The 15668-nt window shown below is 46.0% G+C and carries 18 protein-coding genes and 1 pseudogene; 4 read left to right on the top strand and 15 right to left on the bottom strand.

From position 1 onward, the window contains the following. The first annotated feature begins 16 nt into the window (after window positions 1-16). Both ACEN86_RS10705 and ACEN86_RS10700 read left to right on the top strand, forming a co-directional pair. Window positions 17-841 (top strand): sugar phosphate isomerase/epimerase family protein, encoded by an 825-nt coding sequence (locus tag ACEN86_RS10705; protein WP_495630631.1) that lies wholly within the window; start codon window positions 17-19, stop codon window positions 839-841. After that, the gene (locus ACEN86_RS10700; protein WP_495630630.1) at window positions 841-2229 is read left to right on the top strand and encodes an MATE family efflux transporter; all 1389 of its coding nucleotides are present in this window, start codon (window positions 841-843) and stop codon (window positions 2227-2229) included. The genes ACEN86_RS10705 and ACEN86_RS10700 overlap by 1 nt, the downstream gene beginning before the upstream one ends. A 70-nt stretch (window positions 2230-2299) precedes the next feature. On the opposite strand, the gene ACEN86_RS10695 is transcribed toward ACEN86_RS10700, so the two are convergent. Next, window positions 2300-2974 carry an SOS response-associated peptidase gene (locus ACEN86_RS10695; protein WP_495630629.1) on the bottom strand — a complete coding sequence of 225 codons (675 nt, stop codon included), beginning with the start codon at window positions 2972-2974 and terminating at the stop codon, window positions 2300-2302. A gap of 256 nt (window positions 2975-3230) precedes the next feature. On the opposite strand from ACEN86_RS10695, the gene ACEN86_RS10690 reads away from it, so the two are divergent. Next, window positions 3231-3941, top strand: a complete 711-nt coding sequence (locus tag ACEN86_RS10690) for an alpha/beta hydrolase (RefSeq protein ID WP_495630628.1) — start codon at window positions 3231-3233, stop codon at window positions 3939-3941. 153 nt (window positions 3942-4094) lie between these two features. Here the strand turns inward: ACEN86_RS10690 and ACEN86_RS10685 are convergent, their stop codons facing one another. The 3 genes and pseudogenes from ACEN86_RS10685 to ACEN86_RS10675 all read right to left on the bottom strand — a co-directional run bounded on the left by ACEN86_RS10685 (window position 4095) and on the right by ACEN86_RS10675 (window position 5990). Continuing rightward, the gene (locus ACEN86_RS10685; protein ID WP_495630627.1) at window positions 4095-4460 is read right to left on the bottom strand and encodes a GNAT family N-acetyltransferase; all 366 of its coding nucleotides are present in this window, start codon (window positions 4458-4460) and stop codon (window positions 4095-4097) included. Between the two features lie 120 nt (window positions 4461-4580). Continuing rightward, window positions 4581-5084 (bottom strand): annotated as a pseudogene (locus ACEN86_RS10680) (MIP/aquaporin family protein). Between the two features lie 243 nt (window positions 5085-5327). After that, the gene (locus ACEN86_RS10675) at window positions 5328-5990 is read right to left on the bottom strand and encodes a nitroreductase family protein (RefSeq protein ID WP_495630626.1); all 663 of its coding nucleotides are present in this window, start codon (window positions 5988-5990) and stop codon (window positions 5328-5330) included. Between the two features lie 190 nt (window positions 5991-6180). On the opposite strand from ACEN86_RS10675, the gene ACEN86_RS10670 reads away from it, so the two are divergent. After that, the gene (locus ACEN86_RS10670) at window positions 6181-6771 is read left to right on the top strand and encodes a TetR/AcrR family transcriptional regulator (protein WP_495630625.1); all 591 of its coding nucleotides are present in this window, start codon (window positions 6181-6183) and stop codon (window positions 6769-6771) included. 49 nt (window positions 6772-6820) lie between these two features. On the opposite strand, the gene ACEN86_RS10665 is transcribed toward ACEN86_RS10670, so the two are convergent. The 11 genes from ACEN86_RS10665 to ACEN86_RS10615 all read right to left on the bottom strand — a co-directional run bounded on the left by ACEN86_RS10665 (window position 6821) and on the right by ACEN86_RS10615 (window position 15660). Then, window positions 6821-7270 (bottom strand): DUF4345 domain-containing protein, encoded by a 450-nt coding sequence (locus ACEN86_RS10665; protein ID WP_495630624.1) that lies wholly within the window; start codon window positions 7268-7270, stop codon window positions 6821-6823. 138 nt (window positions 7271-7408) lie between these two features. Then, window positions 7409-7699 carry a hypothetical protein gene (locus tag ACEN86_RS10660; protein ID WP_495630623.1) on the bottom strand — a complete coding sequence of 97 codons (291 nt, stop codon included), beginning with the start codon at window positions 7697-7699 and terminating at the stop codon, window positions 7409-7411. A 160-nt stretch (window positions 7700-7859) separates the two neighbouring features. Beyond that, window positions 7860-8297 carry a GNAT family N-acetyltransferase gene (locus ACEN86_RS10655; RefSeq protein ID WP_495630622.1) on the bottom strand — a complete coding sequence of 146 codons (438 nt, stop codon included), beginning with the start codon at window positions 8295-8297 and terminating at the stop codon, window positions 7860-7862. A gap of 298 nt (window positions 8298-8595) precedes the next feature. After that, window positions 8596-9315, bottom strand: coding sequence for a hypothetical protein (locus ACEN86_RS10650; protein ID WP_495630621.1), 720 nt, complete (start codon window positions 9313-9315; stop codon window positions 8596-8598). 93 nt (window positions 9316-9408) lie between these two features. Further along, complete coding sequence (locus tag ACEN86_RS10645) at window positions 9409-10242, bottom strand: uroporphyrinogen-III synthase (RefSeq protein WP_495630620.1); 834 nt, start codon at window positions 10240-10242, stop codon at window positions 9409-9411. Next, entirely contained in the window at window positions 10235-10600 is a 366-nt protein-coding gene (locus ACEN86_RS10640) for a nitrite reductase (NAD(P)H) small subunit (RefSeq protein ID WP_495630619.1), read from the bottom strand. The genes ACEN86_RS10645 and ACEN86_RS10640 overlap by 8 nt, the downstream gene beginning before the upstream one ends. Before the next feature lie 24 nt (window positions 10601-10624). Continuing rightward, window positions 10625-13066, bottom strand: coding sequence for a nitrite reductase large subunit NirB (gene nirB / locus ACEN86_RS10635; RefSeq protein WP_495630618.1), 2442 nt, complete (start codon window positions 13064-13066; stop codon window positions 10625-10627). A gap of 251 nt (window positions 13067-13317) precedes the next feature. After that, the gene (locus ACEN86_RS10630) at window positions 13318-13509 is read right to left on the bottom strand and encodes a nickel-dependent hydrogenase large subunit (protein ID WP_495630617.1); all 192 of its coding nucleotides are present in this window, start codon (window positions 13507-13509) and stop codon (window positions 13318-13320) included. An 89-nt stretch (window positions 13510-13598) separates the two neighbouring features. After that, window positions 13599-14642, bottom strand: a complete 1044-nt coding sequence (locus tag ACEN86_RS10625; RefSeq protein WP_495630616.1) for a sensor histidine kinase — start codon at window positions 14640-14642, stop codon at window positions 13599-13601. Next, window positions 14639-15352: a response regulator transcription factor gene (locus ACEN86_RS10620; protein ID WP_495630615.1), complete on the bottom strand. Its 714-nt coding sequence runs from the start codon at window positions 15350-15352 to the stop codon at window positions 14639-14641. Before ACEN86_RS10620 ends, ACEN86_RS10625 begins: the two co-directional genes overlap by 4 nt. A 35-nt stretch (window positions 15353-15387) precedes the next feature. Next, window positions 15388-15660 carry a hypothetical protein gene (locus tag ACEN86_RS10615; RefSeq protein WP_495630614.1) on the bottom strand — a complete coding sequence of 91 codons (273 nt, stop codon included), beginning with the start codon at window positions 15658-15660 and terminating at the stop codon, window positions 15388-15390. Between the last annotated feature and the right edge of the window lie 8 nt (window positions 15661-15668).

Genomic DNA, 15668 nt, shown 5'->3' with positions numbered 1-15668 from the left:
AAAAGAAGGCGATACAATGTTTCCTTTCAAACCTGCATTAAATACATCTACGCTGATCCCCTTTGCACTAGGTGTGAAGGAGCAGATCCATACTGCAGCCAAGGCAGGCTATCAAGGAATCGAGCTGTGGGTCAGAGATATCGAAGATTACATGGCAGAAGGCGGGAGTCTTCGCGAATTAAGACGATTTATCTCGGATAGCGGTATTGAAGTGGTGAATGCAATTGCCTTCTGGGCATGGGCGGATCGTGACCCAATGTCCCGGAGTGAAGGTCTTAAGCAGGCAAGACGGGAGCTGGATATTCTGGCCGCGGTCGGCTGTCATGCCGCAGCGGCTCCGCCTTATGGCGACGTAGAAGGGATGCAGCTTGACCAAATTGCCGAAGCGTATGCGGAACTGGCGGAAATTGCACGGGCGCTTGGCGTTCAGCCCTATCTTGAATTCTGGGGCCGGGCTAAGCAGCTAAACTGTGTAAGCGATGCGTTATATGTGGCGCAGGCGAGCGGTGTTGAGAAGACGCAAATCCTGCTTGATCCGTTTCACATGTATACCGGGGGTAGCGAGCTGTCCTCCTTGGCAGCCATTTCCGGTGAACAAATTGGTATCGTTCATGTTAATGATTATCCATCCAATCCGCCGAGAGACCTGATAGGAGATCAGGACCGAGTATTCCCTGGAGACGGCGTGCTGCCATCGGTTGACTTTGCCGACAAACTGCATCAGGCCGGGTATAACGGCTTTCTGTCGCTTGAGCTGTTTCGGGAAGACTATGGCAGCCGAAGCGCTGTCCAGACAGCAGAATATGGACTGGCCAAAATGATAAAGGCGTACAGCCTATAATGGACCGGAAGCCAGCGCTGGATCATGCGTCGCTGGGGACTCGGTCCCTTTTTGCCATCACATGGCCTATATTCATTGAGCTGGCACTGCAGATGCTCCTCAGAACTTCAGATACTTTTATGCTAAGCAAATTGTCTGATGACGCAGTAGCAGCCGTAGGAGTAGCTAATCAGATTATCTCTTTTGGTGTGTTGCTGTTTAACTTTGTAGCTCTGGGTTCGGCTGTTGTGATCTCCCAGTACCTGGGTGCACGCCGCACGCATGAGATTGGTCAGCTGGCAGGCTCATCGTTAGGGCTTAACTTTCTGTTCGGCACCTTCGTCAGTCTGCTGGTCATGCTATTTAGCGGGCCGCTGCTGGGCATCTTTCACCTGGAGATCGGCCTCATGCAGCAGGCAGAGAGCTACCTTGTGGTTGCTGGTGGAGCGTTGATTATCCAGGCTCTGTTATCTGTTGTAACTGCCATGATTCAATCCCATGGTTATACGAAGCAGACGATGCTGGTGTCCCTCGGTATGAATGTGCTGAACATCATGGGGAATTATATGGTGATCTATGGTCCGGGCGGATTCCCGAAGCTTGGTGTAGTGGGTGTAGCTATCTCAACAGCAACTGCCCAGTTCATCGGATTACTTATCAACCTGTATTTGCTGCGTCATCGTGCCAAAGTACAAATCTGCTGGAAACAAGTGATCTACTGGCGTCGAGACCATGTGGAGAAGGTGCTGAGGGTGGGTCTGCCTTCATCCGCTGTTTCGCTGTCCTATTCAGCCAATCAATTCGTCACCACTGCCTTCATCTCAGCACTTGGCGCTTCGATGCTTGCAACGAAGATATACACGCAAAATATTATGTTCTTCGTGATGATTCTGGCAATCTCGCTTGGCCGAGGCGGGCAAATTATCGTCGGGCACATGATCGGGGCCGGCAAGAGGGATGCCGCTTATAAACAGGTCTTCGGCAACCTGATCCGCAGCCAGTTCATTACACTAGCAGCCGTTACGGTTATGGTCCTCTTCAGAGAGCCGCTGCTGCGACTGTTTACTGGAGACGCCGGTATTGTCTCACTCGGTGGAGCTTTGCTGGTGCTGAGCTTCATTCTTGAGCCTGGCCGGAATTTCAACATTATTCTTGAGCGTTCTCTGCAGGCAGCAGGGGATGTGAAATATCCGATGATGGTGTCTATTGCCGTGACATGGGCATTTAGTGTGCCGCTAACATACCTGCTCGGAGTATATTGCGGCTATGGTCTTTACGGAGTGTGGGCAGCGTTCATTGCAGATGAATGGCTGCGAGGTATTCTGCTGTGGTTCCGCTGGAAGGGCAGGGCCTGGCAGCGCAAATCGCTTGTTCATAGCCCTGAGGAAGTAGATCATTGTATGAACTAATACAGGACCATTTTCGGAATCTAATCGATCCGGGAATGGTCCTGTATGTGCTGCAGCAATAATGTTGAATTCACCGCTTCACCCAGGCACGAACCAGATCCATTTCCTGTATACATTCAGCGGAATCATGTTCATTGTTGTCAATCAGGGGCGTTACTGCGTAGGCATGCATTTCCTCAGCGGCATGAGGCTTCAATATTAGATCCAGCGCATCTAGATCGTTCGTCTCTTCATCGAGCCAGTGGGCCATGTCATCCGTGGACAAGATCGCTGGCATACGGTTCTCGAACTCTTCAATTAACGGGTTGGCTTCTGTCATAACCAAGGTGCATGTCCGGAACGGCTCTCCGCGCGTATCCCGCCATATTTCATAAAGTCCGGCAATGCCGAACATCCCCCGGTTGTTCAAGATTACCCGGACGGGATGAGCCTTTTTTCCTTCATTTTTCCAATAGTACAATCCATTGCAGGGAATCACGCAGCGCTGCTTGTCTACCATTCTGCGGTAGCTTGGATTCTTGTGCACATTACGGAGATCTGCGTTAATCGCATCCTTACCCCAATAGGGGATGAAGCCCCAACGATACTCATCAAGAATACGCTCGCCGTTCTGCTGCAGCACCACGGGGGTATGCTGAGTTGGACTAATGTTATAGCGGTTCTTGTAGTAATACATCATACGTTCAATCTGAAAATGCTCCTGAACCTCAGGCAGCTCTGCCGCCATGGAATAACGTTGACACATGAAGCATCAGCCTCCCTATATTTCATATTGTTAGACAGAGGAGGAAAATTATTCATTATGCCGCCGGATAAGCTATAATTATTTGGTCAAATTAGATGACTGGAGAGGGCGTATTAGAAGATTCATTTTTCATTTCTTGCCTTAAATTATAGGGAGGAATATCTATGCCTATACTGTATAGGGACATGAGCGGGCGCCATATATAGAGAAGAGGGAACTAATCTTAGAGCCTAAGCAGAGAAGGGGGCTGTCAATCATGATCGAAGCATATGTATCCCCCAGCAGCACATGTACGACAGAGTGTAGTACGGTAGTTTGCTTTTTTGCGGGTGTACTGACATATTTGGATAATTTCGAGGATGCGGCCAGCGAGATAGCCAAAAAATATCGTAATGCCAAGATTATCGTCATTTTCCCGTATGGAACTGCAAATGGTACTTTAGGTGCCAATTTATACGGACTGCTGGCCCGTCAGCTTGCTAAGGTAAGCTATGATCTCGTACGGGATTTATCTAAGAGGGTTAGGCAGGCAGGGCAAATCATTCGCGAGCAGTTAGCTGGCGCAGAACATCTTATTCTAGTCGGGCATAGTGCCGGAGGTGTGATTGCTTACCGTACTGGGCTGTACCTGGAAAAAGAGTATGGCATTCAGCAAACTCAGATATTTGCTGTAGGATGTCCAAAGTTTTTTTTGAGGGATATCCCATACAATCAAAGATTTACATATATAACAGGTCAGAATCCCGATAAAATCACTCAAATTGGCAGCTGGCGCAGACCGGGTTCCAGACATTACCAGGGGCGGCCAGGACGCGAACTCCAAATGGAATTTAATCCGACTCATCAAGGTTGGCGGTTCCATGCATCGTACTTTCTGAGATCTGCCTGGACCGATACAAATGAAATGTTCCATACCAATTCAGAGGACTTGGTCTCCAAGATTTATGAACTTTATCCTGGGAGCTAAGATACGGAGCGGAGCATTGATGATTTAAGTTGGAAAATCAAATAAGCGTAATAAAACTGAAAATAGTGAATAAATGAAGAAACTACTAATCGTAGATCCTTCATTTAACTACTTCTTCACAAAACCCGTATTTTGTACATATGTTTAATTTGACTACATTACCTTTCTTTTTATTGATTCCGGTCTTGAATTGTCCAAAACCCATTCTTCTCCGATAATTCTACAAGTTGGCCCAGAAGTATCAATGCCCTTTCCACGTGCAGACGCTTTTATATAAATGCTGTCTTCTTCAACACCGGCGTAGACACAACGTGATGATACAGAGCTCAGTGAAGCCCACCCTACGACCTCTCCATCATCCAAACAAACAATGCTACAATCTATATTGTGGCTAGAAAACCATTGTTCCTTAGAAGGAGCATTTGTCTCGAAAGTTGCATTCCCGGTCTGAATGCCTTCCTCATAAATCGATTTAATCGCTTCCCAATCTCCGTCTTGTACCTTTCGAGTCAAAAACATAATAACTCCTCCTGATTCTAATGTAGATATCAACGATCTTCTTGAAAGATTAACTCTCATTTGCAGATATCTCATTAACTATTATCACATTATTAAATATATATGAGTGACTAACTATGTCTACTCGTGAAGTATCCCATACACTCCGGAGGCAACAACTGCACCAAGAATAGTGGCTAATAAGTATATCCACAGATGCTGCAGATTCCCGGATATGATAGCTGGACCTAAAGATCGTGCCGGATTCATAGAGGCTCCGCAAATCGGGCCTGCAAACATAGCCATTAACCCTACTGTTCCTTCTATCGCTAAGCCAGCAAAACCTTTCACCGCTTTAGCATGAACCGCAGAACCTAAAATCACCATCATAAGCACAAAGGTTAGAATAAACTCCAGAGTGAAAGACTGCCCATCACCAGATCGTGGTAAAGTGGCTCCTAAATTAGCGATGTTACCAAATAGGAGATATAATGTGCCACTCGCAGCTAGGGCAGAAATACATTACGTGAGAACATAAGAAAGACTTTCTCGCATTGAAATTTCCCTGCGATATAAAAAACCTAGCGTCACTGCAGGATTAAAATGAGCTCCCGAAATGTGCCCGAAGGTATATATCAGCGCCATCACTACTAAGCCAAATGTTATAGCAATGCCAGCATGCGATATACTATTTGTAATGCTTATGCTATTGATGTCAATAGCCCTGTTCTAGCAAAAACCAAGAAGTAGGTACCTATGAGTCACTCCCGGTTATGACCCTAAAAAAGAAACAGCGGCGCACTAGGACTGGAAAAATAAAGTCTCGGACTACAGCCGATTTATTAATTGCCTTTGCATATGCGGATGCGAAAGTTATTTTGCATTTTCTTAAGCCTTATGCATTTCGTTGAAGAAAGCTACATCATCGATTGGCAGCCTCACCGTCGGATGACCGGGCTTCGCCGCCTTGCCGATGGCGATCAGCATAATCGGAACGTACTGCTCTGATATGCCGAAAGCTTTCACGAACTTTTGTTTGTCATAACCGCCCATTGGTACCGTATCGTATCCTCTTGCTCGGGCAACAAGCATGAGTTGCATCGATACTAGCCCGCTGTCGGTATAAACGATTTGGCGGACCTCCTCGGGCGACATGCTTGAATACATGCCGGTATAGCGGTCGACAAACGATTTAGCCGTATCCGCAGGCATAAAACCCGCATCGACAGCCATGCTGTAAATTTTCTCGGCCATCCGGATGTTCTCCAAATCCCCAAGAACGGCGATGATAGCAGATGCTTCGACTACTTGTTGTTGATTGAATGTGATCGGAAGCAGTCTTTGCTTCAGATCCGGAGAGTCGATAACAAGAAACCGCCATGGCTGCAGGTTGGCGGCTGAGGGAGCCAGCGTGGCTTGCTGCAATATTTCGATCAATTCGTCTCGCGAAATCTTGACCTCGGAATTATAGCCGCGAACCGATCGGCGTTCTCGAATAGTATCGAAAAAAAGTTGTCGCTCCAGTATCTGCGTCGGTTGTGAATCGGACAAGGTTCTCTCCTCCTCTTAGAACATGGGTCTGTCAATGTAAAAGTCAGTATCCAACTTAGGTTGTTTAGACAACAGCTGTTGTATTTATAAGTTATAATAATAGTTGAGAGGTCACAATCATCAATTTTATTAAAATGTTGTTTAGACAACATCATTTCGATAATGTTGTTTCATTAGGAGGACTTAATATATGACAATACCAAAAAATGAAAATGATCCTCGGGTGAAACGTACACGTCAACTCTTACAAGATGCTTTTACTTCATTGATTAATGAAAAAGACTTTGAATCGATAACCGTTAGGGATATCACAGAGAAGGCTACTGTAAATAGAGCGACTTTTTATGCGCACTTTACAGATAAATATGCAATCCTAGAATCCAAGATAAATGAGTCTTTTATGTCGATAATAACTCGCAGAATAAGTTGTCATGAGGTATTAAATGAAGAAACCATTGAGAGTGTTTTTCTGGCAGTATGCGATTTTCACAAGGATCTGAGCACCTTGTGTAAAAGAAGCTATAAATCGCTTGGACCTGTATTCGAAATTCAAATAAAGGAAAAAATTCAAACTATACTCCTCTCCTTTATAAACAAAGACAGGATACTTTCAAGTCCAAACGCGCAATTAATAATAACTACTGCTTCCATCATGTTAAGTTGGGGGATGTATGGGGCAGCTTATGCTTGGAACAACGAGGGGCGGCAAATAACTGCTGAATCATTCGTTAAACAGACCATGCACTTAGTGATGAACGGAGCCAAAGAACTATTGGGCTAGGTCCCGTCGCTATTGCATTATCCTGTCGCTCTCTAATAAGCAATTCCATTCAACTTTTGATTGCGGCATGGGCTACTCGTGACTGCCACCAGATGAACAGAGGTGCTCCTATTACTTCTAGAATAGTAAAGCCAATATAGGGTGGGAGCGGCATACCAGCCAGCGCCAGCGATAATAGACGTCCAATGCCGCCGATGAAAATCATCAGCCATAGGAAGCGAAATAACACCGTTTCGCGTTCGATTCGCGGAAGCAACCAGAAGGCGGCTGCACCTAGCCCAAGCCAGACTCCGGCGTAAAATCGAAGGTTGCTGTCGAGGGTAGCGTTCCGCGGTAATTGCAGCGTACTGTAAAGAGGATCATCTAGACCAGTCATGGCCAACAGGCCAGTGGCCGTAGGCACGCAAGCTAGGACTGCTGTAGCAATTTGAAGTAGGCGTCTGTTAATCTTGGTCAACTCCTCAAAAAGGATTAAACTTATTGTGCAGATTACATGCATTACAGCCCATATATCGGTCCTTTAAGCCAAATTATAACATATCAATTCAGCGTAATCTGCCTAATAGCTTAACGACAAAAAGAACAGCTGCCGAGGCATGGCATACTGCTCCTGGAAGAGTTAAACTAAAGTATCCCGTTAGCTTAATCTTGAGCGATTATTAAACAATAAAGTAAAGATACAAATGATACATGTAATCCCACCAAGAGCTAACAGTATGCTTCCACTCCATTTAAATTGTTCAATAAAATTTTGCAAAAATATATTGGCTTGATTAGTGTCCATACTGCCCCCCATTTCCACCCTTATATAGTCGCTTAATTTCTGGTTCCCCCACAAAACTGAATTATTGAGTTGTACATAACCTACAATCGAAACGATGACCGAAACAGCTAATATCAGTAATACGAGTTTATCAATTGCCTTCACATCAATAGCCTCCATCCGTATTCGCAGTGATTAAACACGAAACCATATATATTCATTATTCGTGAAGTGATTATGCAAACCTGCCCATTACTTCAATAAACCAAAAAGGAGTCGCAACAAATACAACTCCTACACTATCGTTTCCCGTTAGTTCAGCGGCTCACACGATGATTTTAATAAAGCCAGTGCTTTTTGGAGTAAACCCAAATCGTTGGTAAAATAGGTGAGCTGCTTCTCGTTCTGAACGATTACCACTATTGAGAGACATTGATACTGCCCCTTGATTCATTGCCCAATTCTCAGCTTCTGAAAGCAAGTGTTTTCCAATCCCATTACCTCTAAAATCACTGTGTACCACCATGGCAACGATATACACATTAATGCCAGTTTTCTCATAAATGTAGGATTTTTGTAGACCAACCATTCCAACAACTTTACCTTTGACTTCTGCAAGCAATGTACAATAGCTTGAATCAGAAGAGATATTTTTGAAGCGTCCTTTCATATCCTCATAACTTGTTGGGTAGCCTAATTCACCCATTAAGAAAGCGATATCGTCAATGTCTTCCATAGTGCAGTCTCTTACAATAATACTCATAGAGCATCCCCATCTCATACATTGTAATTTATGTGATCTATATTCGTTTCGACCATATACATTTCCTTTTGAAGTATCACGCTAATCTGCCCTTTAGCTCAATGAAATAGCTGTAAATTTCAGTTAGATATTTATCTAATCGGTAATCGGACCATGTTCTTGTTCATTTCGGCAATCGGTACAAGTTCTTGTCCCACGACATTTTATGATCATCGTTAATGCGTAAATATATATACGAGAAAATACCTGCCCCTATCCCGGGACAGGTATTAACATTATCAACATCAATTACTAAGTATTAGTCCAGCAGACTGTAGATCTGAATGCTCTCCACCATGGAATCCTTGATATGAAACGACATCACATCAACATTATTAGATGGCTCGTAACGGAAGTCATCCTCCTGATTAGAGGCTCCATCACCAAGCAGTTTCCCCTCAGGGTATGCATTTTTTAGTGTATCCAGGCTATCTCCTGCTTTAATGTTTCGCACTGTCTCGTACTTAGGATCTGTAATTTCAATATGAAAGATGGAGTCTTGTTTCCCCTCCGGTATACTGATTGTTTTAATTTCCAGACCAGGATACGTATAAACCTTTTCTGTAAAACCGATTAACGTATCCATGTTTGTTCCATCGTCGGCACTGTACGTATGAGATTTCAGGTTACCCGGTTTGCCCAGCATCTGTTCCATCTGATCTTCATTTGCTGTATCCGAAATCGCAATGGTGTGCTTGTTATAGACAAAAGCAAGCTCCTTCAGCACCGCATTGCCTTCCTTCTGTATCGAACCTTCCTTAATAGCTTCAGCACTCTTTCCTTCCGAATTTTCTGAAGCAGGCGCAGTAGAATTTGATGCTCCTTTGCCATTGGCCTGATCGTTCATCGTGTTTTTTTCAGCCGATTCCTGCGTCGCTTCTGGCGACTTGGCATCATTGGACTGACAGCCCGTCAGTGCCATCGTTAGCAAAATACTCAGCAGAATAACAGCTGTAACTTTGTTTATCAATTTCATCATGATCCCTCCATAAAGTGATTTCTTCTTATGAAGTGATTAGTGGGACAGCCCTTGTATTCCTATCTTTACTCTATATGTTTGCGTTCTCCGCTTTTAATCTACTTTTACTCCACTTTGCTGACCTTCATAATATTGCACGATTTCCACGATTAAAGCACCCATTCGTTCTTTCTCCGGCACAATAATCCGGTTGATCCCTCTATCTCGAAGCGCTTCAGCCGTTACTTTGCCGACAGCAGCAGCTAGTACATCCTGTTCAAAGACGGATTTCAACTCTTCTTCACGTCCATGTTCTCTCGCATAATCAAATAAATATCCGACTTGAACTCTTGTCGTGAAACAAACGGCATCCACTTCCCGCTGAATCAGTTCATTCATAATCGATGCAAGCGTCTCCTGCTCAGGAGCTTGATAATGATAAGGCAGTATAGCCTGAACCTCCATGCTGCCCTTGCTTTTGATGAACTGGTATAACTGTGACGACAGCTCTCCATGAAGCTGAATCCACACCTTTTGATCGGTAAAATCAAATACCTCAAGCTTTTCGATCATGCTGGCAATCGTTCCATCGTCATCACATACGACCGGATGAATACCAGATTTCTTTAAAAAGGCGTTTGTTTTGTAACCGCGGCAGGCAATCTTGGTTTCTTTCAATCTCTCTTCGAATTCAGAGACAGCGTTAAGCCTCTCCGCAGCGTGAATCATGGCTTCAAATCCAATACCTGTCGTGAAAATAAACCAGTCTGCCCCATGTTTGATAAAACGCTTTACATCCTCTTCCACTTCAACCGGATCAGAATACGTTAATCCCTGAAGTGACCGGACAAGGGGGACCCCACCTCTTCGTTCAATAATCTCAGCCATTTCTTCTGTCTTTTGCGACCCGGCAATGACAATTTTTTTGTTCTGAAGGTCTTTACTCATGGAACGGCTCTCCCCCATTCTTAAGTAATCCAACTTGTACCTCGTTTCCGACAACATGAACCGGATAAGTCCGAACCTGTCCCTTATCAGGATCAAGCACCTGACCATCCGTCAACGAAATTTTCCAATCACAGATCGGGTCGAACAGGACCTCCCCGGATATAATTCCTTCTGCAATCGTGCCTCCACGCGGCCCAGGGCTTTTATTCTCAAGTGCATAGATTTGTCCGTCCGTTGTCTTGAATACCGCAATCTCTTCCTTACCCAAGTGCACAACCCGTCCCAGTCTCTCCGTGAAATCATCTATATTGCCAACTAGGTAATACGTGTATTCATCTTTGTTCAATATCGGTTCCATCTTGCAGCCCGCCCCTTCCTGATCCTAGTCCTGTTTCGTAGAGACACTGATGTCTTCAAACATCCGTTCCCTTAAATTTGAATTATTCAGGATTTCACTCCAAGGTTCCTTCACCTGCGCCAGAGCGACCTCCATTCGCTCAGCCAAAGCCCTGCGGTTATCAAGATCATTGACTACAGCTTCGGTGACGGATTTAAGTCCCATCCTTTCGATCCATTCCGAGGTCCGCTCCAGATATTTGCCTGTCTCCCGGTAATACTGCATGAACGCGGAGACAATCTCCAGAAGTTCTTCATCCGTTCGTACCTTACACAGCAGTTCAGCTAGCCGGGCTTTGATCCCGCCATTTCCGCCAACGTAAATCTCCCAAGCCCCCTCATTGCCGACGATCCCAATATCCTTGGTTGATGACTCCGCACAGTTACGTGGGCAGCCGTTAACGGCAAGCTTGAACTTGGCTGGCATATCTAACCGCTCGAACTTCTTCTCGAGTGTGATGCCCATACCCATCGAATCTTTCGTGCCAAAACGGCAGTACTGCGATCCCACACAGGTCTTCACCGTACGCAGCGCCTTTGCATACGCATAACCTGATGGCATGCCTAGGTCTTGCCAGATCTTCGGCAGGTCCTCCTTCTTGACCCCAAGCAGGTCAAGCCGCTGACCACCAGTTACCTTAACCAGCTTGATGTTGTATTTCACGGCAATGTCGGCAATGAGTCTGAGGTCCTCCGGTGTGGTTACCCCGCCGTACATCCGCGGCACAACACCAAATGTTCCGTCCTTCTGGATGTTCGCATGCATCCGTTCATTCACAAAACGCGAATCCTTCTCGTCCACATGCTCAGTCGGCCAGATCATTCCCAGATAGTAGTTCAGCGCAGGACGACATTTGGAACAGCCCTCCGGGTTATCCCATTCCAGCGCATACCTTACCTCCTTGGATGTGATCAGCCCCTTTTCTTTGATTGCTGTCACGACTTCATCTCTACTCAGAGTGGTACAGGAACAGATTGCTTCCTGTTTCGCCGCCGCTGAATCATATTTGTCCCCTAGCACATATTGTAGAATCTGCTCAACAACAGGTCGGCAGCCTCCACACGAACGAGATGCACTTGTTGCTATCTTGATCTCTTCCACCGTGGTTAATCCTTTTTCGTTAATGGCATCCACAATGTGCTTCTTCGTCACACCATTACAACCGCATACGATTTCCTCATCCGCCAGATCTGCGGCTGTATTCCCAGTTTCGATCGAAGCTTGTCCCACAATCGCATTATGAATGGCTTCTGTCATCACGGTGCCTGTTCGAATCCACTGCTGTAGTCTGGAGGATTCCTTTCCGTCACCGATCAGAACACCGCCGACGATCCGTCCGCTGCGCAGCAGCACTTTTTTGTAAATACGTCGCCAGTCATCATGCACCCGTACAATAGACAGCCCTTCCGCATCCATAAACTCACCCGCGGAGAACACGTCTACGCCAGATATTTTGAGCTGAGTAGACACCACCGATCCTTCATACGGCTTCGTATCCACTCCACATAGATGCTTCGCAAGAACCGCTCCCTGCTCAAACAACGGAGCTACAAGTCCATAGCTAATACCGCGATGCTCGTTACACTCCCCAACCGCGTAGATATCCGGTACTGAAGTACGCATAAAATCATCCACGAGAATACCGCGATTAACCTCAATGCCGCTCTCCTTGGCTAATGCAGTGTTTGGCCTGATCCCCACCGCCATGACTACGAATTCCGCTTCTAGCGTTGTTCCGTCTGAAAAACGAATACCGCTGACCCGATCATCTCCCAGGAACTCCTCAGTCTGTTTGCCGGTAGCAAATTTCAAACCCTGGCTTTCCAGCTCTGCCTGTAGCATCAGTGAGGCGGTATGATCGAGCTGGCGTTCCATGATCTCCTCGAACAGATGGACCACGGTCACATCCATCCCCAGTTTAAGCAGCCCCTTGGCTGCCTCGAGTCCAAGCAAGCCCCCGCCAATAACAGCAGCCTTCTTGTACTGATCTGCTGCACGCAGCATGTTCTCGCAATCTGCGATATCTCTGAAACCTACAATTCCTTCTTTATCTGCTCCTGGAACAGGAAGTATAAACGGGTTGGAACCGGTAGCCATGATGAGGGTGTCATATGGAACCTCCATACCATTGTCTGCCTTCACGAGTTTTTGCTGCGTATCAATATGCGTTACAGTCGTTCCTGTATATAACTCTATTCCGTTCTCTAAATACCAATCCCAGTCGTTCAGAATGATGTCTTCTACTGCTTTACTCTTCTCTAGGACATACGATAACTGAATACGATTGTAGTTGGGATAAGGCTCGCTCCCAAATACGGTGATCCTGTAGGTGCTCGGCGCCAGTTTTAATATCTGTTCCACCGTGTTGATACCCGCCATCCCGTTGCCAATCAAGACTAGATGCCGACGTTCTTGTACTTTCACCATGCAGAAACCTCCTATATAAATATACGAATCCATGCAAAAGAGAACTTGTAACCTAGTAAACATTATACGTATAATCGAACCAGTTTTAGTAGATTTTCTCTGTTTCCATCATAAGAAAAGAGAGTTATAAAAGAAACCCCATACTTTGATTTAACTGAATGATTCATCTTGTGGTAACTCAGTTATTCAACAAAGTGTTCACGCTCATCAAGACTTGCTGATGAATGTCATCCTAACAGGAACTAACGCTCTCATCCAATCCTATACAATATTCCTGAGCATTTACCTCGATGTCCAGTAAATAGGCAGTTAGATTGGGATATATTCTGGAATGTTTTGATTGCATGCCCTTCCGGGTGAACATGCGTCGCACAGGACATGCAAGGATCAAAAGATCGCAATATCCGACCAAGTTCTATAGGGTCATCAGGGTTATCGACCATGGCATAAAATAAAAAAGCCGCAGTTTATGCGACTTCTGTTGAAATATGTTATTGTCGTCTGACACGTAACCGTGCTGATTTCTCCATTGTCATATTCGTTCTGGCCTAGCAAATGATTTAAGTGTAATTCTGAATCTGCTCCCGTTTTCGCCTGAGTGTTCTAACTCCAATTGCCCACCCATCATCTCGGCCAGATGCCTCGCGATGGAGAGTCCGAGCCCCGAGCCGCCTTGGTTGCGATTACGCGATGATTCTACTCGATAAAACCGTTCAAAAATGAGATCTCTCTGGTGAGCACGAATGCCTATGCCTGTGTCCTTCACACGTACTACCAAGTTCTCGGCCTCCGAAGTTAAGAGAATGTTGACGTCACCGCCCTGTCGGTTGTAGCGAACTGCATTCTCGATCACATTATGAAAAACATGGAACCATAGATGTCGACTGCCGACCACGTTGATCGTAGGTTGTTGCAAAAGGACTTCCAGCCGTATAGAAACCCCAAGCGTTCGTGAGATCGGTTTAATTTCCACTATGATATCATGCAGCAACTGCCGCAAATCGAAAGTCTCTTCATCTCCGGGGGCATATCTGCCGTCGGACAAAAGAAGCAAGTCCTCAACAAGCGATTCCAGACGGCTTAACATACGATCCGCAGCAAGTCGGAAGTCTTCCCTATCTGCAGGATCATCCGGAGATAGAACAAGCACATCCAGCTGCGTTCTTAGTATGGCCAACGGAGTGCGCAACTCGTGCGACGCATCGCTAATGAATCGGCTTTGTTGACGGAATGCAACCTCTAACCGATCCAGCATGGAGTTGAATGACAGGCCGAGGTCGCGCAGTTCTTCTTCCCATTCTTCCAAACGTAACCGGGTATGAAGGGTACGGCTATCGATTACGGCAACTGCTTCGCTCATTTCGCGAACAGGTCTTAAAGCAAGCCCTGAGACCCAATACGAGCTAACCATCCCCGCAATTACAGTGAAAGCAAAGCTGAACAGCATGTTCGACAAGATCTGGGTGGAGTGAGAAAAGATAGCAAGCAAACCGGCAAAAATCAAACATAGCATCATAAGAACGGAGGTGGTGTAGAGTGCTAATCGAGTACGCAAAGAGAGGCGGTATCTCTTCATTCGAAGCACACCGCCTCAACATTAGCCCCTGAATGCAGACGATATCCCTCACCTTGCACCGTTATTATATAGGGTTCCGTATGATCGGCAAGTCTTCCGGCGGCAAGCTTCCGGCGTAATGAATTGATATGAACACGTACGGTCGTAGTAAACGGGTCGGCATGGGCATCCCAGATGTGCTCAAGTAAAGTTTCCGCTGATATCGTTGCCTCTGCGTTCAATAACATATATTCCAAGATCGCAAATTCCTTGCGGGTCAGCGGCAAGTACCTCCCCGCTTGCATGACAGTTCGAGCAGCCGAGTCCAGTAACAGATCGCGATAAGCAAGGCGAGAAACCTTAAGTGGAGTTTCCCGCCGTAGTTGCACGCGAATCCGGGCCAGCAACTCATGGTAATGAAAGGGCTTTCCGATATAATCGTCTGCCCCTATGTCAAGCCCATTGATAATGTTATACGAATCGTGACGAGCAGTTAACATGATGATAGAAAGACGGGGTTGTGATTGTCGGAGTCTCTTGCAGACCTCGAAGCCATCCATTACAGGAAGATTAAGATCCAGCAGCACAAGATTGTAGCGAGTCACTTCTGCCATCTCCCACCCTACCGCACCATCCTCTGCAATATCAACCGCATACCCTTCCCGACGCAAGCCCTTGGCCAGCGCCTGCGCCATATCTACTTCATCCTCTACCAGTAAAATCCGTATCATCCCCACCCCCCTTGTCGAGCAATTTGAATATTTTTCTATTTTAGCATGCTGGATGACTTCTTAACAGGGATGCTACAGGTCGCTGTACGCAGCTTGCGGAATCCGTACCAGGTTCCTCCCCCCCAGACAAGCGTCACCACCACGCCAGCGAGGATAAGATGCTCCCGGAGCATTACGCCCATTGCCGAACCCCCAAGCATGCTGAGTCCCAAAGTTAGGGTAAATGGCAAGTGGCACGGACATATGAGAAAAGAAACTGCAATCCAGAAAATACCTTTGCGCTTCTGTTGCACTTCTTGACGCTCCATTGTAAATA

Source organism: Paenibacillus sp. Paensp111 (assembly GCF_059492195.1).
This window is presented reverse-complemented; position numbering and strand designations above follow the sequence as displayed.